At 54.9% G+C, this 23,028-nt stretch carries 17 protein-coding genes; 10 read left to right on the top strand and 7 right to left on the bottom strand.

What is annotated here, in order from left to right; translation table 11 throughout:
• Nucleotide 1 precedes the first annotated feature (1 nt).
• Nucleotides 2-1,804 (top strand): FISUMP domain-containing protein, encoded by a 1,803-nt coding sequence (locus tag B3M32_RS11645; RefSeq protein WP_290747092.1) that lies wholly within the window; start codon nt 2-4, stop codon nt 1,802-1,804.
• A 2-nt stretch (nt 1,805-1,806) separates the two neighbouring features.
• On the opposite strand, the gene B3M32_RS11640 is transcribed toward B3M32_RS11645, so the two are convergent.
• Nucleotides 1,807-4,434, bottom strand: a complete 2,628-nt coding sequence (locus B3M32_RS11640) for a type IA DNA topoisomerase (RefSeq protein ID WP_290747091.1) — start codon at nt 4,432-4,434, stop codon at nt 1,807-1,809.
• Nucleotides 4,435-4,752: 318 nt separating this feature from the next.
• On the opposite strand from B3M32_RS11640, the gene B3M32_RS11635 reads away from it, so the two are divergent.
• Both B3M32_RS11635 and B3M32_RS11630 read left to right on the top strand, forming a co-directional pair.
• Nucleotides 4,753-5,487, top strand: coding sequence for an SDR family NAD(P)-dependent oxidoreductase (locus B3M32_RS11635; RefSeq protein WP_290747090.1), 735 nt, complete (start codon nt 4,753-4,755; stop codon nt 5,485-5,487).
• 75 nt (nt 5,488-5,562) lie between these two features.
• Nucleotides 5,563-6,123: a deoxycytidylate deaminase gene (locus B3M32_RS11630; RefSeq protein WP_290747089.1), complete on the top strand. Its 561-nt coding sequence runs from the start codon at nt 5,563-5,565 to the stop codon at nt 6,121-6,123.
• 10 nt (nt 6,124-6,133) lie between these two features.
• Here the strand turns inward: B3M32_RS11630 and tsaE are convergent, their stop codons facing one another.
• The gene (tsaE, locus tag B3M32_RS11625) at nt 6,134-6,532 is read right to left on the bottom strand and encodes a tRNA (adenosine(37)-N6)-threonylcarbamoyltransferase complex ATPase subunit type 1 TsaE (protein WP_290747088.1); all 399 of its coding nucleotides are present in this window, start codon (nt 6,530-6,532) and stop codon (nt 6,134-6,136) included.
• Between the two features lie 73 nt (nt 6,533-6,605).
• Nucleotides 6,606-7,733: a carboxynorspermidine decarboxylase gene (gene nspC, locus B3M32_RS11620; protein WP_290747086.1), complete on the bottom strand. Its 1,128-nt coding sequence runs from the start codon at nt 7,731-7,733 to the stop codon at nt 6,606-6,608.
• 99 nt (nt 7,734-7,832) lie between these two features.
• On the opposite strand from nspC, the gene B3M32_RS11615 reads away from it, so the two are divergent.
• From B3M32_RS11615 to B3M32_RS11605, 3 genes are read left to right on the top strand one after another with little or no spacing between them, the layout of a single operon-like run.
• Entirely contained in the window at nt 7,833-8,642 is an 810-nt protein-coding gene (locus tag B3M32_RS11615) for a hypothetical protein (protein ID WP_290747084.1), read from the top strand.
• 17 nt (nt 8,643-8,659) lie between these two features.
• Nucleotides 8,660-9,673 (top strand): FecCD family ABC transporter permease, encoded by a 1,014-nt coding sequence (locus B3M32_RS11610; protein WP_290747082.1) that lies wholly within the window; start codon nt 8,660-8,662, stop codon nt 9,671-9,673.
• A gap of 2 nt (nt 9,674-9,675) precedes the next feature.
• On the top strand, nt 9,676-10,395 hold the full coding sequence (locus B3M32_RS11605; protein WP_290747080.1) for an ABC transporter ATP-binding protein: 720 nt from the start codon (nt 9,676-9,678) through the stop codon (nt 10,393-10,395).
• Here the strand turns inward: B3M32_RS11605 and B3M32_RS11600 are convergent.
• The 3 genes from B3M32_RS11600 to rho form a co-directional block, all read right to left on the bottom strand.
• On the bottom strand, nt 10,392-11,705 hold the full coding sequence (locus B3M32_RS11600; RefSeq protein ID WP_290747078.1) for a sigma-54 interaction domain-containing protein: 1,314 nt from the start codon (nt 11,703-11,705) through the stop codon (nt 10,392-10,394). The genes B3M32_RS11605 and B3M32_RS11600 overlap by 4 nt on opposite strands.
• 161 nt (nt 11,706-11,866) lie before the next feature.
• The gene (gene proC / locus B3M32_RS11595; RefSeq protein WP_290747076.1) at nt 11,867-12,673 is read right to left on the bottom strand and encodes a pyrroline-5-carboxylate reductase; all 807 of its coding nucleotides are present in this window, start codon (nt 12,671-12,673) and stop codon (nt 11,867-11,869) included.
• Between the two features lie 61 nt (nt 12,674-12,734).
• Nucleotides 12,735-14,558, bottom strand: a complete 1,824-nt coding sequence (gene rho, locus B3M32_RS11590; RefSeq protein WP_349679873.1) for a transcription termination factor Rho — start codon at nt 14,556-14,558, stop codon at nt 12,735-12,737.
• Between the two features lie 292 nt (nt 14,559-14,850).
• Here rho and folK point away from each other — a divergent pair, with 292 nt between their 5' ends.
• Genes folK through panC form a run of 3 tightly spaced genes read left to right on the top strand, consistent with a single transcriptional unit; the run spans nt 14,851 to nt 16,878 of the window.
• Nucleotides 14,851-15,360, top strand: coding sequence for a 2-amino-4-hydroxy-6-hydroxymethyldihydropteridine diphosphokinase (gene folK, locus B3M32_RS11585; RefSeq protein WP_290747073.1), 510 nt, complete (start codon nt 14,851-14,853; stop codon nt 15,358-15,360).
• Nucleotides 15,360-16,013 carry a deoxynucleoside kinase gene (locus tag B3M32_RS11580; protein WP_290747071.1) on the top strand — a complete coding sequence of 218 codons (654 nt, stop codon included), beginning with the start codon at nt 15,360-15,362 and terminating at the stop codon, nt 16,011-16,013. Before folK ends, B3M32_RS11580 begins: the two co-directional genes overlap by 1 nt.
• A 13-nt stretch (nt 16,014-16,026) precedes the next feature.
• Nucleotides 16,027-16,878: a pantoate--beta-alanine ligase gene (panC, locus tag B3M32_RS11575; RefSeq protein WP_290747069.1), complete on the top strand. Its 852-nt coding sequence runs from the start codon at nt 16,027-16,029 to the stop codon at nt 16,876-16,878.
• 37 nt (nt 16,879-16,915) lie between these two features.
• Here the strand turns inward: panC and B3M32_RS11570 are convergent, their stop codons facing one another.
• Nucleotides 16,916-19,981 carry a CHASE2 domain-containing protein gene (locus B3M32_RS11570; protein ID WP_290747067.1) on the bottom strand — a complete coding sequence of 1,022 codons (3,066 nt, stop codon included), beginning with the start codon at nt 19,979-19,981 and terminating at the stop codon, nt 16,916-16,918.
• Nucleotides 19,982-20,041: 60 nt separating this feature from the next.
• On the opposite strand from B3M32_RS11570, the gene B3M32_RS11565 reads away from it, so the two are divergent.
• A complete protein-coding gene (locus B3M32_RS11565) occupies nt 20,042-22,906 on the top strand; it encodes a DNA translocase FtsK (RefSeq protein ID WP_290747065.1) in 2,865 nt (954 codons plus the stop codon).
• Nucleotides 22,907-23,028: the final 122 nt, after the last annotated feature.

Raw genomic sequence — 23,028 nt, 5'->3', positions numbered from 1 at the left:
CATGAAAAAACTGGGCTTGTTCACAATCGGGTTGCTATTTGCTGCATGTACGGATTATGTGCAGCAGTATGAACAAGATTATAAAGCAGAGTACGGCGATGCCGAACTGTATGAACAGAGGCACAGCGGTGACGCCGAATCCTGCGATAGCACCGAGTCCAGCGACAGCGAGGAATCCAGCGATAGCGCCAAGTCTAGCAGTTCCGTGAATTCGAGTGGCAGCAACGGCTCCAGCAGCTCCGCAAAATCGAGTAGCAGTGCGAAGTCCAGTTCCTCGGAGATGATTGATATTTCCGATAAGTTGGGAACATGTAAGCCCGGTAATCCGTCGGTAAGTGTTGGAAATACAACAAATTGGGTGATAACAAAAGGAGAGAAGGTTAGCTCAGCTTTATTTAATTCGGGGAATTTGGTATGGACGTTTGGAGAAGATGCTTCTCCGCAAACGCGGACTGTGAAAGCCGATTTGAGGTCGGGGGTAGTTACCTATACCTCTGCCGGAAAGAAAAAGGCTATGGTAAAATTCACAGCAGGAAACCAGACGGGTACGATAACCTGTTCGGAATTGACTGTAGTGGATGATTCAACGCCCGGCAGCGGTGATGTTACTTGCGGAAGTACCGATCTTTGGTGCAAGAACGAATCGTACCGCGTAGAGACTGGCGTTGATGCCGGCAAAGACGAAGGCGGTTACTGGTGGGTGATTGATGATGCTGCTGATGGTGGAAAATCAGTTATTGAATGGCCCGTTGAGCGGGGTAATGGATACTCACCTGATGCTTTTGACGGGATTATTGACTATTGCAAGGGCATGTGCGGGACTTATAATTTGGATAAAGGAAATCTGGTTTATGATCCGTGGGTCGAGGTTGGGTTCAGCATTGCTGGAAAATCTCAAACATCGACAGATAATCTTCCTGCCGATTTGACTGATTGGGGCGGAATATGCATCACCTATACGTCTGACATTGCTGCTTCGTTGGTAATTCATCCAGATTCCGCATTGGAACGCCAAATGGGATATGATGTTCCCTTTGTGAGTTTGCTCAAACAGAGTAATGCTATCGAAAAATGTTTTGAGTGGTCGAAATTTATTCAGGCTGGTTGGGGAGCGGAGAAAATTTCGGGAGATGTTGCTGCAACGTATGTTAAGGATATTGCCTTCAAGATTCAGGGAAGTGATGGGAGTACTGGAAAGTTCAATATTATTCGCTTGACGAAAAAGAAAGAAGGCGGTGTTGCAAATCTGTCTACATGGAGCTACCTGAATCCAAGCAGTACGTATGAATTGATTCGGGACAAACGAGATGGTCATTTTTACAGGACCATCAAGATTGGTGAACAGACCTGGATGGCGCAGAACTTGAACTATGCGCCGGGCGGCGATACGATAAGTTATTGCTATGATGACAATCCCAAGAACTGCAATGTTTATGGCAGGCTCTATACGTGGGATGTCGCCCAGAATGTTTGCCCGGATGGTTGGCATTTGCCCTCGCAAAACGAATTTACTCAATTAGTTTATAAGGCAGGGGGGGAGAATGCTGCGAGAAATTTAATGACTATTAACGGATGGCATCTGTCTGGAACGACTGACTGTGAAGGCTTTTCTGCACTGCCTGCCGGAGTGATTGCTAGTGAAGCTTCTGGTGAAATGGGCTCGCAGGCAGCGTTTTGGAGCTCTACTGATGGATATCGTATGGCTATTCAAGAAATTGGCGCTGGTCCCGTTTCCGTTTCTATGGAAATGGGTGAAGGTGAAAAGGACTGGGCATACTCCGTCCGTTGCGTCAGTGACGACTAGCTTTATTTCTTTTGTGAAATGATTTCTACGGTGAGCTTGTTGAATGCGAGCTTGCCGTTTTCTTTTATTTCGAGGGCCGCACGGAAGGTGGTCTCGTTTTTCTTGAACGGCTCGAGGACGGGCGTAAACTTGTTCTTGAGCAAGCCTTCCACTTCTTCGTCGGAGAATTTGCGCTGGTAGAACACCTGCGGTATGCCGTAGCCGCATTGCGGGCACACGAACGCGGAAAGGTTTTCTCCCTTTTCGCCGGTACCCTTGCGGAACCTGAGCTGGTCGCCACAGCAGGGGCAGGGAAGGTCCCTCTTTGGGAAGGCCCGCTTGGGGAACTCAAATACGGTCTTGAATTCTTCGTCGAGCTTCAGGATTGCGCTGAAGTTTGTGCCCTTCTTGCTTATGAACCCATCCAGTACGGGTGTTGCTCTCGTTTCGAGGAGCTGCTTCATTTCGCTGTGGCTCAGCATGCGGCCCGCAATCGTATGGCCCGTCTTGAAACCGCATTCGGCGTTCTTGCACACGTATCCCCACGGGGCGATTTCGAGCGGCTGGCCGCACTTGGGGCACGCAATAGCTTCGGTCACGGTCTCGCGTTCGAACTGGCTGCCGTATTTCTCCCGCAGGTGCTCGAAGAGTTCCTTCACGTAGTTGACGATGCCGTCGCGGAATTCGACCGGCGAAAGGGAGCCCTTCTCGACCTGCGAGAGCTTGTACTCCCATTCGCCCGTCATCTCGGGCGATTTCACCTTCTCGTCCATGAGCGCGATGACTTCGCGCCCGCGGGCGGTACTGACCAGATAATTCTTCTGTGCTTCGATAAAGCCACGCTTCTTGAGCGTCTCGATGATGCCCGCCTGCGTGGCCGGAGTACCTAGGCCGCGGTCCTTCATGGCTTCGGCGAGTTCCTCGTTCTCGATTTGCTTGCCCGCCGTCTTCATCGCGGCAAGGAGCGTCGCTTCGGTGTAGTACTTGGGCTTGCTCTTCTTTTTCTTCTGCAGTTCTACGCTGTCGAAAGGGGAGGTGTCGCCCGCGTTCCATTCCGGGAAGGCTTCGACCAGGTTCGTGATTTCGTCGCCGTCGCCCTTGGAATCAGAAGATGCGGCTTCGTCATGGCGGGCTTGATCCGCCATCTCGCCGGTATTGCCCTTCTTTCCTTTCGTCTTTCGTCTATCGTCTTTCGTCTCTTTTACCAGCGCGCGGAATCCTAAATCTTCGTTCCGCTTCAGCTTCAGCCGGAACAGGTCTGGATTTTTTGATTTCGGGTCTGGATCCTTCGACTCCGCTGACGCTTCGCTCAGGATGACGCCTTCTTTCGTCTTTCGTCTATCGTCTTTCGTCTCTAAAACCACCTCCATCTCGCTCCATACGTACGGCTTGAGCCATGCCTGCACAAAGCGTTCCTTCGCCAAGTCGTAAATCTTCTGCTCCATTTCAGGCAGCCCGTTCGGGGTTTCTCCGGTCGGGATGATGGCGAAGTGGTCGGTGACCTTGCTCGAGTTGATGAACACGAAATTCTCGCTTTCGTTGCGCATTACGCCCTTCTGTTCGGGGCTTGCGAGCTTCTGGGCGAGTGAGTATGCCTCCTGCTTCATGGTGTCGGGCAGGTACTGCGAGTCGGTACGCGGGTAGGTGAGGAGCTTCTTTTCGTAGAGGTTCTGTGCGCAGTCCAAAACCTGCTGGGCGCTGAACTTGAAACGCTTGTTGCCTTCTTTCTGCAGTTCCGTGAGGTCGAAGGGCTTCTGCGGGAACTGCTTTTTCTGCTGCGTGTCGATTTTTGCGATGGTCGCCGGTGCGGGCGGCTTGCAGCGCTCCACGACGGCATTCGCTTCCGCCTCTTTCTCGAAAACCGCGACTTTCAGTCCTTCGCTCTTCTTGTCAGATTCCTTTGCAGAAGCATCTCTTTCGTCTTTCGCCTTTCGTCTATCGTCTAATACGTATTGTGCTTGATATCCTTTCCAAGTCCCGACGACGCTGTAGTAGTACAGTTCCTTGAACTGCTCCACCAGGGCGTCGCGCTCCACGACCAGGTTCAAGGTCGGTGTCTGCACGCGCCCTACCGAAATCATCTTCCCGCGGCCTGCCGTGAGCGTGTAGGCGCGTGTCGCATTGAGGCCCACCATCCAGTCGGCACGCTGGCGCAGCCTTGCGGCATAGCTCAGGTTCACGCGCTGCGTGGCGTCTTCCAGGTTCTTCCACGCCTTGTCCAAATCCTTGGCCACGTAGCTGTTCACCCACAGGCGCTTGATCTGCTTCTGCTTGAAGGCGGGCGTGTAGTCGAGCACCAGGTCGAAAATCAGGTTACCTTCGCGGCCGGCATCCGCGCCGTTCACGAGTACGTCGGCCTTTTCCATCATCTGGCGCACCACGTTCAGCTGCTTCTTGGTGCTCTCGATTTCCATGAGGCGGAACTTTTCGGGCAAGAGCGGCAGGTTCGAAAGTCGCCAGCCGCCTTCGTAACCGGGGTAGGCGTCGAGCGGCGCGAGCGTAATCAGGTGGCCCACGCACCAGGTGATGCAGTGGTTCTTGCCGATAAGGCAGCCGTCGCCCTGCGTGAACTTCTCGCCTTCGAGCCGCTCCAGCATGGGGCGGTAATGTTGGTTGGCGACAGACGGTTTTTCGGCGACGAGCAGTATCATTTCAGCTGAAAATATAGCTTCTGGTAGTGTCAAATTTTATACTGCGTTGTGGGAGGGAAGAGCGAACGTTGCGGGAACGGCTTACCTTTGTAAATCAATATTTTACATACACTTGGCGAAAAAATCTGCTACATTTATTCATGTAAACGTGAGGACCTCGGGTCGATCGTTTGCAAAAAGAGCCCCTGTCACCCCGGCAGGGGCTTTTTGCGTTCCTGCATTTACGCCTGTAAACGCTTTTTCTGCCATAAATACTCCGGCCTTTCGCGCAAGAGTCTATTTTATTCCAAAACGGCGCAAGTGCGCAAAGGATACAATATGATCGACGTTAAGGGTAAATGGTGCTTGGTTACCGGCGGCTGCCGCGGTGTAGGCCGTCTCACCGCCATCGAGATGGCAAAACTCGGCGCGAACATCATTCTGCAGGGACGTGACAAGTCCCATGCGGAACCGGTGATGGAAGAAATCAGGAAGTATGGTGTCGAGGTGCGAGCCGTGGGCTGCAACCTCGAAAGTGAAGCCGAAATCGATGCCGCCCTTGCCGAAATCGACAGCTGGGGCGTGCAGGTGGACCTCGTGTTCAACAATGCGGGCCTCATGAGCCACTACTTCACCGACTACCTCACCAACACGATGGATGATTTCCACCACGCGATGGCCGTGAACTTCTTCGCCCCGATCAAGATTGCCTACCACTTCTTGCCGGGCATGATCAAGCGCGGCTTTGGCCGCATGCAGCTCACCACGAGCGGCATCGCCAATGAACCCGAGCTGATGGGTTACGCCTGCGCGAAGGCCGCCCTCACCAAGTTCGTGAAGGATTTCGCCTGCAAGCTGAACGGTACCGACGTGATGATGAACGTGATGGACCCGGGTTGGTTGCGCACCGACCTTGGTGGCCCCAACGCCCCCAACGCCCCCGAAAGCGTGATTCCGGGCTCGATGGTTTCCGTGATGCTCGACGACAAGAAGAGCGGCCGCTGGTTCAGCGCCCAGGAATTTACGGGCATGACCCTCGCCGACGCCGTCGAGAAGGGCAAGTCGGTAGAATAGTCTTTTTTCATATCTCCTACAAAGTTGCCGCGGGTCCCGTGGCAATTTTTTTTGTTCAATACTATATTTTAAGGCATGAACAAATCAGAATCCCGCAGCAAGCTTCGTGACGAAGTCTATACCCAGATGATGTGCGCCCAGGCGCGCCTCAGCAAGGACCAGAATACACAGATGGGCGCCGTGCTCGTAAGCGCCGAGGGCCGCGTTATCAGTACCGGTTACAACGGTGCCCCGGCGGGTTTCGACGACGAAACCGTCCCGTACACCCGCGAAAAGCAGTTGCTCGCCTACGACCTGCTCGATGCCGATACGGGCGACCTGCTGAGCCATCATGAATTCGAGGCGAACAAGTACCCCTTCATGGTGCATGCCGAAATCAACGCGCTGCACTATGCCCGCGGCAAGGTGCCTCCCGGCTCCAAGCTGTACGTGATCGGGTTCCCGTGCGAACGCTGCGCGCTGGATGTGAGCCTCTCCGGCGTTGCCGAAGTCTTCGTGACCAAGGACGATTACGATCCGAAGTCCACGCTCAACAACAGCCGCGATACGGCCTACTACATGTTCGCTCAGGCGGGCATCGTGGTGACGCTCTGCGGCAAGAGGATCCGCCCTGTGGTGTCGAAACCGCAGAAGTGATTCGCGAAAATTATTCCAGAGTAATTTCCCTCTCCGTCTCGGAGAGGATTTTTATTTTGATGGTCTTGGTGATGAATGACGTGTCGTCCAGGCGTTCCGGCCATTCGATGAGGCTTATGCCGCTTGAGAGGTAGTCGGGATCCATGCCGATTTCGTTGATGTCGGCGCCGCCTTCGAGGCGGTAGAGGTCGAAGTGGAAAATGGGCGGAGTGTTCGGGTATTCGTGCAATATCGTGTAGGTGGGCGAGCAGACGGTGCCCGTGAAGCCGAGTCCGGCACAGATGCCGCGGCTCATGACGGTCTTGCCCGCACCGAGGTTCCCGTACAGGGCGACCATGTCGCCGGGCTTGAGCGTCTTGCCGAATTCCACAGCCCAGCGGTATGTCTCTTCTTCGCTGTTAAAAATCATTACATCCTTCCCGCAACAAACATCTCGCAACCCGCAACATCATTATCCATCATCAATTATCCATCATCAATTATTAAAGTTTGTCCTTAAACTGCTCATACGTAAATTCGTGCAGCAGGTGGAACTTGCCGTCCATGTCGAACATGCCGATGTTCGGGTGGCGCACCCCGTTGAAGAATGTCGTCTTCACCATGGTGTAGTGGATCATGTCCTCGAAGATAATCGTGTCGCCGACTTGCAACGGCTTGTCGAACGAAAAATCGCCGAGCTGGTCGCCAGCGAGGCAGGTGTTACCTGTTAGTTTGTATGTGAACTTCTTGACGCCGGGAAGGTCTGCTCCGGTCACGTTCGGGCGGTACGGCATTTCCAGGCAGTCGGGCATGTGGGCGCTCACGCTCACGTTCAGTATGGCGATGTCCATCTCGTTGTGCACGATGTCTGCGACGTTCGCCACGAGCTCGCCTGTCTGCCAGCCTATGGCTTCGCCCGGTTCCATGATAACCTGCAGGTGAGGATGGCGCTTCTTGAAATCGTTGAGCAGGTCGACGAGCTGGTCGCGGTGGTAGTCCTTGCGGGTAATGTGGTGGCCACCGCCGAAGTTCACCCATTTCATTTGCGGCAGGAACCTTCCGAAATGTTTTTCGAAAGCGGCGAGCACGCCTTCCAGGGCGTCGGCGTCCTGTTCGCAAAGGGCGTGGAAATGCAGTCCGTCAATGCCGTCTAGCAGTTCCGGTTTGAACTCCGTTTCGGTGACTCCGAGCCTGCTGAACTTGCCGCACGGGTTGTACAGGTCGGTTTCGACGGTCGAGTACTGCGGGTTCACGCGGATGCCGCAGCTTACGCCGGCCTGGAGAGCCTTGTCCCTGAAGCGCGTCCACTGGCTGAAGCTGTTGAACGTGATGTGGTCGGCGAGAGAAAGTATCTGGTCGATTTCCCCGTCTTCGTAGGCCGGTGCGAATACGTGCACTTCCTTGCCCATCTCCTCCTTGGCGAGCCTGGCCTCGTTGAGGCTCGATGCCGTCGCTCCGGGGAGGTATTCGGCTATAATGGGAAAACTGCGCCAGAAACTGTAGCCCTTGAGGGCGCAGATAATCTTGACGCCGGTCTTCTGCTGGATGTCGGAGAGAATTTCCATATTCCTGCGGAGCCGCTTTTCGTCGAGCACATAGCAGGGAGATTTGACTTGAGAATAATCGATCATGGTCCAAATATAGCTTATTGGCCATTTTACCCCTTTAAAGGGGGCTTTTTATTGTTTTTTTTACCATTGGGAAAAACCTTTAAACTAAATTTATCAGTGATGATTTTGTCTTATTCTAAGTGTTTTTTTGCTTCTATTTTAACCCTCGCTTTTGCAGGGGTATCTTTCGCTCAGTCCGCTCCCGCCGCTTCGGCTCCCGCTGCTCCGGCACAGCCCGCTGTTGCTAATACCGATGTCGTGGCTCCACGCGGTGCAACGACTACCCTCGACGAAATGATCCAGGCCAAGCTTGACTCCATGGACCGCAAGAAGGCGGCTCCTGTGGTCAAGGTCAATGCCGACAGTCTCGCCAAGGCCAAGGCCGACAGCATCCGTCGCCTGATCCGCGAAGGCAAGTATGTCCAGCGTGCCAGGTACGACAAGAGCAACTTCGACCACTGGAAGGTCGACACGGTTTTCCAGAAGTCCATGAAGGCTGAAACCTTCGGCGTATGGCGTACTCCGATTGTCGCCCACGGCCATGCATTCCGCGACGCGGAACTCCGCTTCGGCATGAACGACACCCTCTACGGTGTGACCCGTACCTACTCCGATTCCGGCCGCTACCAGATGACCGGCGAGTACACCTACAAGGCCCGCTACCGTTTTGACAATGATTCGTCCCTCGTTACCCGTGAAGTGTTCCTGGACCGCGAAGTCATTCGCTGGGACTACATCCGCTTCCATATCAAGGGCGATACGCTCAAGCACAACCTGAAGAAGCTCGAATTCCGCGACTTGAACGATAACTGGCTCAATGCGCTCCAGGGCTTCGACAACATTCCTCCGGAACTTTACATTCGCGACAAGAAGTCTTCCGAAGAAATGACCAAGGAATACGAGCAGTCCAAGGCCAATAAAAAGAAATAGGACACCGAGGGGCCGGTATGTCCAAAGTTACCGGGCAAGGTAGTCCGTTCCTACGCAATCACCGTATCTCAATTTGTTTTGCCGTCTTGTTTACGGCGATTGTCGTGTGTTGTCTTTTGACCTTGGTTACCGGCAAGGTGAGTTTCGGCTTGGCAGATTTGCTGAATGCGTTGGCCGAACCTGGGGGCGAGGATGTCTCTCATCGGATATTCTGGAACCTGAGGGTGCCGCGTGTAGTGGCCGCCGTATTGGCGGGAAGCGCCCTTGCCGTATCGGGCCTGTCGCTGCAGACGGTCTTCCGCAACCCGCTGTGCGGCCCGTTCGTTCTGGGTATCAGCAGCGGCGCGAGTCTCGGCGTGGCGATTGCTCTCTTGGCGGGAATGGGCTTTGGTCATTTCGGCGTACTCGGTGCGGCCTCGGTCGGCGCGTTCGCCGTGACGCTCGTGATAATGGCAATCGCATCTTGCTTTACGCGTAGCTCCGTGCTGCTGGTGGCGGGACTGCTGTTCGGCTATTTCATCGACGCCCTGGTGAGCGTGATCATGGCGGGTTCCGAAGCCGAGAACTTGCAGGTGTATGTGGCCTGGGGCATGGGCAGTTTCGGTCGCCTGACTATCGATTCCGTCTATCTTTTCGCGGGCGCTGTCGCGGTGGGCCTTGCGCTGGTGGCGGGCTCCATCCGTTACCTGAACGCCGCCCGCATGGGCGATGACTTTGCGCGCGGTCTTGGCGTGAATGTTTCTGTTGCGCGGAAATGCGTACTGCTTGGTTCGAGCATCCTGGCTGGTGCTGCGACGGCCTTCTGCGGACCCGTGGCGTTTATCGGAATTGCCGTGCCGCATCTCGCTTACATGCTGTTCAAGACGACCAACCATCGCGTTCTGATTCCCGGCTCGGCTTGCTGCGGGGCGCTCCTGGCGCTCGTGGCCGGACTCTTCCCGGTAAGCGTTCCGCTCAATGCGGTATTGAGCGTAGTCGGTGTTCCGATTATTTTGTATGTAATGCTGCGCGGTTCCAAGGAGAGGGTGTAGCGATGTCCGAAAAACTCCTCCTGGAATGTGAAAACCTTTGCGTTGGCTATGGCCCAGCCCTTGTCGACGAAGTTTCTTTTTCGCTGAGCTGCGGCGAAGTCGTCGCGCTGATGGGCGAGAACGGCAGTGGCAAGAGTACCTTGCTCAAGACGTTCTGCGGGATAGTCCCTCCATTGGGCGGAAACGTACGCGTTTGCGGAGAATCTCTCGAGAACTGGAACTTGCGCGAACGGGCGCACCACATTGCGCTGGTGCGCATGTCTGTGGAATCTCCTGCCCGCATGACAGTGCAGGAATTTGTCAGCCTGGGCCGTTCGCCGTACTCGGGCATGCTGGACAGCCGTTCTGTCGAAGACGATGCCATTGTCCAGAAGTCGATGGAACTCCTGGATGTGGAAAGTTTCGCGAAGCGCCCGCTGGCCGAGCTCAGCGATGGCGAACGCAGCCGTGTGTACCTGGCCGAAGCCGTGGCGCAGCAGGTAGACGTGCTATTGCTCGACGAACCGAATGCCTTCTTGGACATTCCCCGCAGCCGAGCGCTGTTCCGCATGTTGCGCAACCTCGTCGAGAACCGCAACATGGGAATAGTCGTGTCAACGCATTCCATAGAATATGCCGAAAGCTATTGCGACCGCATCATGGTCGTGAACAAGGGACGGGCCCGTATCGCGCCGGCAAAGAATGCCCGCGCCGAAGGCCTGTTCGATTGGGCGGAAGCCTAGTGGCTCCCTTTAATCTCCTTGACGTTTATACCGAGCCTTCCGAGTCGGTTGTATAGGGCCGTGCGAATCATGCCGAGCTTTTCGGCGGCGAGACTCACGGAACCGTCGCATTTACGGATGGTCTCTTTCAGGAATTCGCGCTCTTCTTCGAACTGCATTTCGCGGAATTCGTCGTAGCTGTTTGCCACAGGGCGTTTTTTTTCGGCTACGGGGGCGTCGTCGATTTGCAGGTCCTCGGCTTTGATGATGCCGGGGTCGGTAAAGCAGAGCGTGCGCTGGATGGTGTTTTCCAGTTCGCGGATGTTGCCCGGCCAGCTGTGGTCCTGCAACTTCTGCAGGGCTTCCGGTGAAAGCCTGTAGGGCTCGCCGGCGGGGGCGTACTGGTGTATAAAGTAATTCGCGAGATCTTCGATGTCTTCTTTGCGTTCGCGGAGCGGCGAAAGCTGCATGGGAATCACGTTCAGGCGGTAGTAGAGGTCTTCGCGGAAACGCTTTTCGCGGATTTCTTCCTTGAGGTCACGGTTCGTGGCGGCGATGATTCTCACGTCCACATGGCGCGTCCTGTTCGCTCCGATGGGGCGGATTTCGTGATTCTGGATGACGCGCAACAGCTTTACTTGCGCCTGCAGGGGCATATCGCCGATTTCGTCGAGGAATATGGCACCGCCGTTTGCGTCTTCAAAAAGCCCAATCCTTTCGTTTTGCGCTCCGGTAAAGGCCCCGCGCGTGTGGCCGAACAGCTCGCTTTCGAAAAGCGTGTCCGGGATGGCGCTGCAGTTCACGGTTACGAATTTGTCGTACACGCAGGCGATGGCGCGGGCAATCAGGTCCTTGCCGACTCCGGATTCGCCCTGGATGAGCACGGGACCCGTATGCAATATGGCGCGTTCGACCGTCTTGCGGAGCCGCTGCATGGCTTCGCTTTTGCCGACAAGGTGGCTCATCCTTTCGCGGAATATCGTCTTGGCGCTGTTGATTTCCTTGAGCTTCGCGAGCTTGCTCATTAAATGTAACTTGACCGCTTCTGTCGAAAGGATGATGTCGAACAGGTTGTTCGGGATTTTCGCATAGCGTTCGGGATCTTCGGCGTAGACGAGCACCATCGTGTCCGGATGCTGCATGCGGATGTTTGTCAATGCAGCGGTGTTTTCGGCGGTAAAGGAATCCAGGTCCCAGATGACAATGGGCGAAAGCGGTGCGCTTATGGAGGGGGAGGAATGCATCTCGACCGCGTAGTTCACGGAAGAAAGGACGTCCAGGATAAACGAGGACGTGTCCGTGTCTTGCGAGAAAAGGTCGATCGAGGACATATTGGTTGTGTCATCCTGAGCGCAATGCCGAAGGCATGGAGTCGAAGGATCCAGGGGATTTTTTGACTGGATTCTGCTCCTACGAACCTAAGAATTGTAAAGCAACAAGTTGCTGACAATTCTATATCGCCTTTGCAGGCTCAGAATGACGGCCTTGGATGTTATTTACCTAACTCTTTGCTGCGTTCGGTGCCGGCGACTACGGCCTTGATGAGGCTCGAGCGGAAAGCGCCTTCTTCAAGCGCGTTCACGCCGGCGATTGTCGTGCCAGCGGGGGAGCAGACCATCGCGCAGAGGTCGCTCGGGCTCTTGCCCGACTGCTTCACGAGTTCGACGCTGCCTTCGATAGTGCCGAGGGCGAGCTTGAGCGCGACATCGCGGGTGAGGCCGGCCTTGACGCCACCGCGGGTAAGTCCTTCGATGAACTCGAAGACGTAGGCGGGGGCACTACCGGAAAGTCCGGTGACGGCGTCCATGAGGCTCTCAGCGACGCGGCAGGTGACACCGATGTTCCCGAAAATTTCTTCGGCGGCCTTGAGGGTAGCCTCATTGACGCCGTCCGTGGCGAGCGCCACGGTGCCCTTGCCTACGGTCAGCGGCAAGTTCGGCATCACGCGGAGCACCTGGTTCTTGGCGCCGAGTACGTCGACGAGGTTCTTGCGGGCCACGCCGGCCATGATGCTGATGAACGTCTTGGTCGTCTTGATGGTCTTGACGGCGTTTTTCCATTCGGCGCCGACAATCTTGAAAATTTGGGGCTTCACGCAGAGGAACGAGATGTCCGCCTTCTTGACGCCTTCGGCGAAATTCTTGACGCGGACGCAGCCCAGGTCGGTAATGGCCTTGGCGGCATTGTCGTTCGGGTCGAAGAAGAAGATGGACTTGGGGTCGACTTTGGCGTTCAAAAGCCCGCGGAGGATGGCTCCGCCCATGTTGCCGATACCGGCGAAGAAAATTTTTTGGTTCATAAGACTAATCCTTTAAGAAAAATCAATTATCAATCATCAATTATCAATCATCAATTAATGATCATCCGTTCATCGAACTCAAGAAATCCGTGTTCGTCTTGTAGAGCTTGAGCTTGTCGCGCATGAATTCCATGATTTCGACGGTGGTCATATCCTGCAGGTAACGGCGCAGCACCCAGACGCGGCGCATTTCTTCTTCGGTAAGCAGGAGTTCTTCCTTGCGGGTACCGGACTTGAAGATGTCAATAGCCGGCCAGATGCGCTTTTCGGCGATACGGCGGTCAAGCACAAGTTCCATGTTGCCCGTTCCCTTGAATTCTTCGAAAATCACTTCGTCCATGCGGCTGCCCGTCTCGATGAGGGCCGTGCCGATGATGGTGAGGCTACCGCCGTTTTCGATCTTGCGGGCTGCACCGAAGAACTTCTTGGGGAGCTGCATGGCGTTCGCGTCTACGCCACCGCTCAGAATCTTGCCGGAATGCGGGATGGCGATGTTGTTCGCGCGTGCAAAACGGGTGATGGAGTCGAGCAGGATGACGACGTCGTTGCCGTGTTCCACGAGGCGCTTCGCCTTCTCGAGCACGAGGCTTGCCACCTTGATATGGCGTCCCGGTTCTTCGTCGAAGGTAGAGGCGAGCACTTCGGCCTGGATATTGTTGCCGCGAGCGGTGCCTTCTTCTTTGAGGCGGTCGATGAGCTTGCGCATTTCGGTCACTTCTTCGGGGCGTTCGTCAATCAGGAGCACGATGAGCTTCACTTCGGGGTGGTTCGCCGTGATGGCCTTCGTGACGTTCTGCAAAAGGACCGTCTTACCGGTACGCGGCGGAGCGAGCACGATACTGCGCTGGCCCTTGCCGATGGGGGTGAAGAGGTTCATCAGACGCGTGCTGTATTCCTGGGTGTCGAATTCCAGGTTCAGGCGTTCGATCGGGTGGATCGGGGTCAGGTATTCGAACGACACGCGGCGCTTCGTCTTTTCGGGCGGTTCAAAGTTGACCGTATCGATACGGAGCAGCGCAAAGTACTTTTCGCCTTCGCGGGGCTGGCGCACCTGACCGGTGATGGTGTCGCCCATCTTGAGGTCGTAACGGCGGATGATGTTCTTGCTTATATAGATATCGTCGGGACCGGCGAGGTAGTTGTGCTCGGGGTTCCTCAGGAATCCGTGGCCGCCGTCCGGGATAATCTCGAGGACGCCTTCGGTATAGATGGGGCAGTCTTCGCCGGTGATGGCGCTCAGGATGCTGTAGACGAGCGCCTGCTTGCGCATCTTCTTGAAGTCGACAATGCCCAGTTCTTCGGCCTGGCGCTGTAATTCGAACATCGGGAGCCCGCGCAGTTCCTTCCACTTGGCCTTTGCCGCGGCGACCTTTTCGGGGTCAGGGGGCGGCAACTGGATGGTTTCGTCGAGGAAATCGTCTTGCGGGAGGTTACGGTTGTGGCGATTCTTGAACTTGTTGAACTTGTTGAATTTATTGTTGTTGTTATTGTTGAAACGGTTGTTCTGTCCGTTCTGGTTATTCTGATTGTTCTGGTTGTTGTTGCGGAACTGGCGGTTGTTCTGGTCGCCCTGCTGGCCGTTGTTCTGTGCGCCTGCTTCTGCGGGGGCGGACTGCTGCTGTCCTTCGGCTTGCGGTTGGGCTACATCGCCTTGCGGCTGGGGAGCGGCTTTTGCCGGGGCTTCTTGTGCCGGAGCTTCCGCTGCGACTTTAACTTCCTTGATTTCCTTTTCTTCCTTGTGATTCTTTACTTCTTCTGCAGGAGCCTCGGAATCGGCCTTTTTCTTGGCAGGGCGTCCGCGCTTTTTCTTGACGGCGTCGTCGGCCGGGGCTGCGTCAATGGGCAGTTCGTTTTCTGTATCGGAAATCTTTTTTGTTCTAGGCACTGTAAATATCCTTTATTATGTTGTATGATTTTCTTTGAAAAACTTTAAAAAGAGTTGTAGTCTTTTTTTGGGGGGGAACAGGGCATTAAATGCACACTGTGAAATATGTAATGGGAAATATTGGTCCCTTCTCTAGGGAGACTTTCACAAGATAGTTAAAAAAGTGTTTTTTGTCATAAAAATGGGGTGTATTTCCATGTTTTTCTCAAAAAAAATTTTTTTGGAACATTTTGGTTCAGCTTTTGGGCGAAAATGACATTTTTTTGTTTTTGTGAATATCTATATTAATATCGTGGAATCTTTGGAACGAGTATTTGTCGCTTTGGGCAGCAACCTGGCCCCGCGCTCCAGGCGCTTGGGGGAAGGCCGCGATATGTTGCGCCGCGTTGCAAGCGGTGGCTGGCTCGAAAGCCCCATATACGAGACCCCGCCCGTAGGACCGAGCGGCCAGGGACCGTATTTTAACCAGGTCGTGAGTTTCTGGTATTCCGGCACGCCCAAAGACCTGCTTTATTACCTGAAGGGCTCGGAATTGCTCCTGGGCCGTAAGCCGCGCGGCCACTGGAATTCCAGGGAAATCGACCTCGACCTGCTGTATTTCGGCAACAAGACCATGGCTGGCCGACCGACCATCCCTCACATAGAAATTCCGAACAGGCAGTTCGTGCTTGTTCCGTTGAACGATATTGCTCCTGATTGGCAAGACCCCTTGAACGGCTGTTCTGTCAAGGAATTGCTTTCCGATTTACTCTCGCGGGAAGAAAAAATCCCGTTCCGCACCATTACAGGGGAGGAACCGTAATGCTTACCGAAAAAGGTGTCCGTTTTTTGGCCATAGAAGGCGTCATCGGGGTGGGGAAGACTACCTTGGCCCGCCTGATCGCCGAGCGCTGGAACGCTCTTTGTATCGAGGAAAATTACGAAGAAAATCCGTTCCTCCCGAAGTTCTACGAAAATAGGGAAGCCTACGCTTTCCAGACGCAGCTGTTCTTCTTGCTCGACCGCCACAAGCAATTGCAGAATTCCGCCCTCCAGAACGACCTGTTCCACGATTTGATCGTAAGCGACTACACTTACGATAAAGACCAGATATTTGCCTCGCAGAACCTCACCAACGACAGCGAGTACGCCATGTACGAAGCTGTGTCCAGGGCCTTGAGCCGCGATATGCCCAAGCCGGACCTTGTGGTTTATCTGCAGGCCAGCATCCCCACGTTGCTGAACCGCGTAAAGATGCGCGGCCGTGCCATGGAAAAGTCTATCGAGGGTAGCTACCTCAGGGAATTGCAGGAACGCTACGACCACCATTTCTGGCACTACAAGGAAGCCCCGGTGCTGATTATCAATACGGACAATATCGATTTTGTCCATAACGAGAGCCATTTGCAGATGGTTCTGAACGCTATTGCCGAATGTCCCAGACAGACGACATATTTTGTTCCCGAAGTAAGATAAAAAGGTTAAAGTAATGCAAGTAATCCATTCAATTGATGCCCTTCGTGCAGCGTTGAAACCGTATGTAATGCAGGATAAGTCCATCGGTCTCGTTCCGACGATGGGCGCCCTCCATAATGGCCACGCCGCCTTGATCAAGGAATCGGTAAAGGACTGTGACGTGACGGTCGTGAGCGTTTTCTTGAATCCCATCCAGTTCGGCAAGAACGAGGATCTGGACAAGTATCCCAAGCGCCTGGAGGCCGATGCCAAACTTGCAGAATCCATTGGCGCCGATTTTGTCTTTGCGCCGAGCGTTGCCGAGATGTACCCCGAAGGAGACCCGCTGACCCTGGTTCGCGACGAATCCCTCGAAAGCCTTTATTGCGGAGCCTACCGCCCGGGACATTTCCGCGGCGTACTCACTGTCGTTTCTAAGCTTTTCCTTATCACCGGTGCGAACCACGCCTACTTTGGCGAGAAGGATTACCAGCAGGTTTTCCTTATCGAACGCATGGTGCGCGACTTGAATTTCAACATCAAGATCCACCGCGTGAAGATTGTGCGCGAAGAATCCGGCTTGGCTCTTTCTAGCCGTAACGAATACCTCTCCGAACTGGAACATTCGCAGGCGCTGAGCATCAACAACGGACTTCACCAGGCCAAGGAGCTGTTCGAGAAGGGCGAACGCCGTGTCGCCCTGTTGCGCGATGTCGTCATCAAGTCGATTCTCGCGAATCGCGGCCAGGTGCAGTATGTCGAGGTGGTGGACCAGAAGACCCTGCAGAAGTTCTCTGCGGTACTTCAACCGGATGTCAAGGTCGTGATTCTCGTTGCGGCTTTCTTCGGCAAGACCCGCCTGATCGACAATATCGAACTGAACTGACACGTTGTGTCATCCTGAGCCTGTCGAAGGATCCAGTCTATTTACTCGTAGCCGTGAACACGCCGTCCCAGGTTTCGCCTGCGGGCACGGGCGGGTTTATCTTGTAGTTCTCGCAACGCTGGATGTACACGAGGCTCGGGCAAGTCTTGCTTCCCGGGTCGTGTTCGGGCAGGTGCGGCTCGTATTCCAGGCACTGGGTAAACAGTTCCTTCGCCTTGTCCCATTCCATGTTGAGGTAGGCGCTGCGGCCCTGTTCCCAAATCTCGACGAGTTTCTTGAGTTGGGCCTCGTTGTCGCAGCCGCTGCGTTCCAGCAGTTCGAATGTCTTGACGGGCTTGCTCTTGCCGACTACGCGGATAGTATCGAGAGAACGGTAGATGTACTTGCCGTCTTCCAGGTGGCTTTGCGTGTCTTCGCTAATTTGTATGTAGGCACCGTACTGCTTGGCTGCGCTTTCCAAACGTGCGGCGAGGTTCACGGCGTCGCCCATCATGGTGTAGTTCTTACGCATCGAAGAGCCCATATTTCCGGTAACGATGTCGCCGGAGTTGATGCCGATTCTCATGTGCATGTTGTGGACGACTTCCGGCCACTTGTCGCCTTCGCCCTTCCATTTCTTGCGGAGCTTCTTGAGCTTGTTCTGCATGTCGATGGCCGAGTTGCAGGCGCTCTGGGCGTGGTTTTCGAGCGGCATGGGCGCTCCGAAGAACGCGATGATGGCGTCGCCTTCGTACTTGTCGAGCGTTCCCTTGTTGCCGAGCAGCGTATCCGTCATGGCGGTCAGGTATTCGTTCAGCAGGTCGACCAGCTTACTCGGGTCACCGATCTTTTCGGAGAAGGTGGAGAAACTTGCGATATCGGTAAAGTAGGCGGTAATGTTCGACTTGGATCCGCCGAGGGTCGGCATAATCTCGTTCGTCACCATCGCATCTATAAGTTCCGGAGAAATGTACTGCTTGAAGGCGTTGTTCAAGAAGTTCTTTTCCTTGGATTCAAAGTAGAACTGGACAATCAGGGCAGAAATGGTTGTAAGCAGAATCGTCAGCAGCTGCTTGGAAACGCCGATGTACGTTCCGTTTACAAAGTAGAAGTAGGCTACGATGGTGTAGGCGAACATCATGATGAGGGCGAACGATATGGCGATGTAGCTTCGGATATAGAGGCCGACAAAGGTGCAGAGGATGGCGAGGATGAGAACGATGATTTGCTGGTAGTGCTCTTGCAGGAACACGATGAACTGGTTGTTCAAGATGTTCTGGAGAATGGTGGAGTGGACGAGCACGCCGGGGTAGTGTTCTTCGTGCGGGCCTGACACAAAGTCGAACATGGCCGCCGCGGCAGAACCGAGAATGAATGTCTTGCCCTGGTAGAATCCGGGGTCTACGCGGTGTTTCAATACGTCGTAGTAAGAAAGGTGCTGGAAACTTCTCTGGGCGTCGATGGTATTGTAGCGGCCCTGGTAGTTCACCAGGTAGCGGCCGTACTTGTCGATAGGAATGCGCTTGACGTTTCCGAAACGGAGTTCTTCGCCTTTCTTCAGGTTCTCGATAGCCGATTCGGGCGTGTTGAGAATGTCTTGCAGCACATCGGAACTCAAGATGACCATGTTGGATTTCCAGGCCTTCTTGTTGTAGTCGTATCGGATGTCCATGTCCATGGCGAGGTGCAGCAGCCTGCCCGGTTCCAGGTCTTTCAGGGAGTCCGCATAGCTCTGGATGGTGCTTACGACAAAGGGCGTGACGATGACTTCGTCTTCTTCTTCGGTATCCGTGATGACAAAGTGGTTATCGTCGAGCGAGTCCCTCTTGATGGTGATGTTTTCTTCGATTTCCTTTTCTTCGTGTCCTTCAAGTTTGCCGAATATCGTGGTGTCCATGGTCTGGACTATGGTGGAGAACCTGTCCGAAATGGTCTGGCCTTCGAAAATGTCGAACGAGATGGATCCGTCTTCGTCCTTGCTCGCGATAATCTTTGACGACACGTCGATGAATTCGGCCTTGCGCTTGCTCTTGGACGTGTTGCGGATTTTTTCGGCAGCGGCCTTGAGCTTCTTTTGCAGCGAGGTGAACATGGGGTAGGTGAAGCGCGGGAATGTCGTCTGAATTTCGCCGTTGTCATCGCGGTATACGCCAAAAGGCTTGCCTACGTCTATATACTTGCCCATCTTGATGATGACGTTTTCCGGCTTTTGGCGGTAAAGGTGCAAAACCGTCATCAGGGACATCGTCGTGTAGATGCGGACGTCGCTTTCTTGCAGGGAATCGTTGAGTTCCTTGTTGGGGAAGCGGTAGAGCATGGCGACGCGGCGCACCACGCCGTCTTCGTCGGGGTAGGCGTTCACCGAACCGATAAACTTGCTCGCGTGCGCGATTTCGGGGAAGATGTTGTCGAGCAGGTCCTTGTTCTCGATATTTTCGGGATGGTCAATCTGGCTCTGCGTGAACGTGGAACCGAAACCGATATCCTTGGCCCAGTCGAGCGAACTGATCGGGCGCCACTGCGACTCGTGCTTGTAGTTGCCCCATTCGCCGAAATCGTAGCACATGATGGTGTTCCCGCTCTCCTTGATGGCGGTGACCAGCATGGAATCGTAGTTGAAGAACGAGTGCGTGCCTTCCATGACCGCGGAATCGTTCACCAGGATAAGGGCGTTCTGTTCCTTGAGCTTGTTGATGAGAACCATGTTGTTGTCGGTTTTCTTCTTGCCGAAGTCCGCCGTCTTGAACATGATATCGAAGCCGATTGCCGACGCCCCGCCTTCGGTGAGGTTCTTGGTGACATCTGCGTGGAAGTCTCTTTCCCAGGTGGTGTAGGGGCCAAGCTTGGTCAGGGAAGGTTCGTCGATATCGACAATCAGAATGTTGGGGTCGTAGTTGTCCGCAGCGACGACGCTGTTGTCCTTGTTGGTGTCGGTAATCTTGCCGGTGCGGGTTTTAAAGAAGAGGTCGTAAAAAAGGTACTCTAGCGATTCAGCTCCGGACTTTGCGAAATACAGGTTCGGGTCCTGGACGTTGCCGAAGAACAAAATGATAAAGACGAGCATTGCCGAGATGCTTACGCCGACAGAAAATTTCTTTATTTTTTTCGATACTTTTTTCTGCATGTTCTAATTATAATAAAAGGACTTAATCTATATTTCTTTTATATAGTGAAGGAGCATATTTTGGCAGCGAGCAAGAAGAAAAGTAAAAAAATTGAGCAAGAAACCCCGTTTTTTGGGCTTGTTTCGGGCTGGTTCCTGTTTGCGGTGGGCGTAATACTGCTGCTGGGGTGCATCAGTTCGGTCTATAGCGGCGAAAACGGCAATTGGCTTGGTCCTTTTTTTGGCAAGCTGGTCCCTGATACGTTTACGTTTGTTTTCGGACGCCTCCCTGTCATCTTCTTTACTTTGTCCTTGGTCCTGTGGGGTCTTTTTATTGCCTTGAAGGTTTTGCGTCCCCGCCTGCTCAGCTTTAGCATCGGCATGACGCTTCTGACGCTGGACCTTTCGTGCCTGCTTTCCCTGAAATCCTATGGCATGACGGGGCTCCCGCGCGAGGTCCTGTTCAGCAACGGCGGTGTGCTGGGGCAGTTCTTTATGCAGTACGTTTTTGTCTCGGTGTTCGGGACGGTGTCCGTTGTGGCGCCCCTGATTATCCTCGTGGCCACGCTGGGATTGATTCTCGTGCTTTCGTTTGGACTACGCCCGAGGCATTTCGCCTTCATCGCGAAGACGTTGAAATGGTTTGCCGGCCTGTTCCATAAAAAGAATGCCGAAGCCCCCGTCGCAGACGATGTCCAGGCTTCCTTGACGGGCCGTGAAGCCCGCAAGGGCCGCAAGGACATGCTTGTCGACGACAGTACCATCTATTCCGTGCCGGATGGTTACAATATCAGGGACAAGGCCGATATCAAGCCGTTCAAGGTTAGGCGTGGCGTGATGGGCATGGTGGGCGCCAAAGAAGATGCCGCCCCGTTTCCGTACGAGAAGGGCCTTGCCGAAAATCCGTATGCTCCGGACGTGACGACGGTTGCGCCTCCGGGATTCCGTGGCGATGACGAGACCGTTGTCGCCGCCGACCAGGTGACGGTTGCCGCCTCTGAACAGGAAGATCCCGAAATCCTTCGCCTGGAGCAGGAACTCCGCGATGGCGAGGGCCGCATGAGCGCCTTGCAGATAAAGGAAATCCGCGACAAGATTGCCGAAATCAGGCGTGCGCGCGACCTGTTGAACTGGGAGAAGGCGCACCAGAACAAGATCGTGGTGAAGGGAGCGGTGCGCGGCGGAGAGCCGCAGCCCGAGGCAGAAAAGCCGAACCCCTATACCGAAGAGACGGTTGTCGCTGCCCGCCACGGAGAAGATTTTGCCGTAGACGAACCGCAAGAAGACGAAAATCCTGTCGTGGAAGGCAACGACGAAGACGAAACGTTCATGCCCGAAATCGTCGGCGCTGACGAAGTGGACCGCGATCCGACCTACGTGCCGCCCAACCGCATCGGGACGGCTGAGTCCACGGGAATCCCGCAGCTGGACCCGACCGTCCATTACGACGAGTACAAGGTGCCCACGGTCGACGAGATTCTGGATACGCACGAGCCGCAGCCGGCCGACTATACCGAAGAGGAACTGAACGAAATCGGCCGCATGCTCGAAGAAAAGCTCGAGAACTTCAAGGTGAAGGGCAAGGTGGTCGGTTGCGAGACGGGCCCCGTGATTACGCGCTTCGAGGTGGAACCGGGGCCTGGCGTGAAGGTTTCGCAGTTCAGTTCGCTGCAAGATGACCTCGCGATGGCCTTGAAGGCGACTTCCATCCGCATCTTGACTCCGATTCCGGGCAAGGGCGCCGTGGGTATCGAGATTCCCAACCGCAAGACGCAGACGATTTACGGCCGCGACATCTTCGAGAGTGCCGCGTTTAAGCCGAGTCCCGACAAGATCGTGATGGCGCTCGGCAAGGATATTTCGGGCGAACCGTTCGCGATGGATTTGGCGAAGGCGCCGCACTTGATGATTGCGGGCCAGACAGGTTCCGGTAAGTCCGTCTGCATCAACGCGCTCATGGCGAGCATGCTCTTGAGCAAGACTCCCGACGAACTCCGCATGATTCTCGTGGACCCGAAGGCGGTGGAACTCAAGATGTACGAGAACATCCCGCACTTGCTGGCGCCCGTGATTACCAAACCCGAAGTCGCCATCCAGGCTTTGCAGTGGCTCTGCTACGAGATGGACCGCCGTACCGAGGTGCTCGCGAAGGCGAAGGTGCGCAACATCAACGGCTTCAACGAAAAATTCGATGCGGGCGAGCTGCCCGAAGATGTTCCCGAAGAGGATCGCGGTCGTCGCATGGCGTTCATCGTCGTGATTATCGACGAAATGGCCGACTTGATGATGGTCGCCGGCAAGGAAATCGAGAAGAACGTCTCGAGACTTGCCGCAAAGGCACGTGCCGTGGGCATCCACCTGGTGCTTGCCACGCAGCGTCCGTCGGTGAAGGTGATTACCGGTAACATCAAGGCGAACCTGCCGACGCGTATCAGCTTCAAGGTGGCTTCGCAGGTGGACGCCCGTACGGTGATGGACCATGCCGGTGCCGAAAAGCTGCTGGGCCGTGGCGACATGCTGTACAAGGCCGTGAACGCTCCCGATCCGGTGCGCCTGCACGGTGCGTTCCTCAGCGACGAAGAGGCAGAAAAGCTCGCCGATGCCTGCTCTAACCAGAATGTATGCTACCCGCAGCTCGAGTCCTTCGAAGTGGAAGGCGAAGGCGGGGAAGGCGAGGATGGCGAAGGTGGCAATGCCGCCATGAACGAGAAGAAGGACAAATTGCTGTTCGAGGTGGCCAAGTGGGCCATCGAATGCGGCAACGGGCTTTCTACTTCGGCGGTGCAGCGCCATTTCAGCGTGGGCTACAGCCGCGCGGGCAAGATCGTGGACCAGCTGTTCGGTATGGGACTCTGCGCCCGCAGTACCGGCAACTCCAAGCCCCGCGCGATGCTCATCGGCATGGACGAACTGATGCAACTCGAACGCTCCGGCGCGTTCAGGTAATGTGAAATGAGGGGTGTGATACGTCATCCTCGCTGCGCGAGGATCCATCCAGTTCATAATGCGGCTTTCGAGAGTGATGGTTCCTCCTCGCTAGGCTCGGAGGATGACCACTAACCACTAAC

It is taken from the genome of Fibrobacter sp. UBA4309 (genome assembly GCF_002395745.1).
In the GTDB taxonomy this organism is placed as follows: domain Bacteria; phylum Fibrobacterota; class Fibrobacteria; order Fibrobacterales; family Fibrobacteraceae; genus Fibrobacter.
This window is presented reverse-complemented; position numbering and strand designations above follow the sequence as displayed.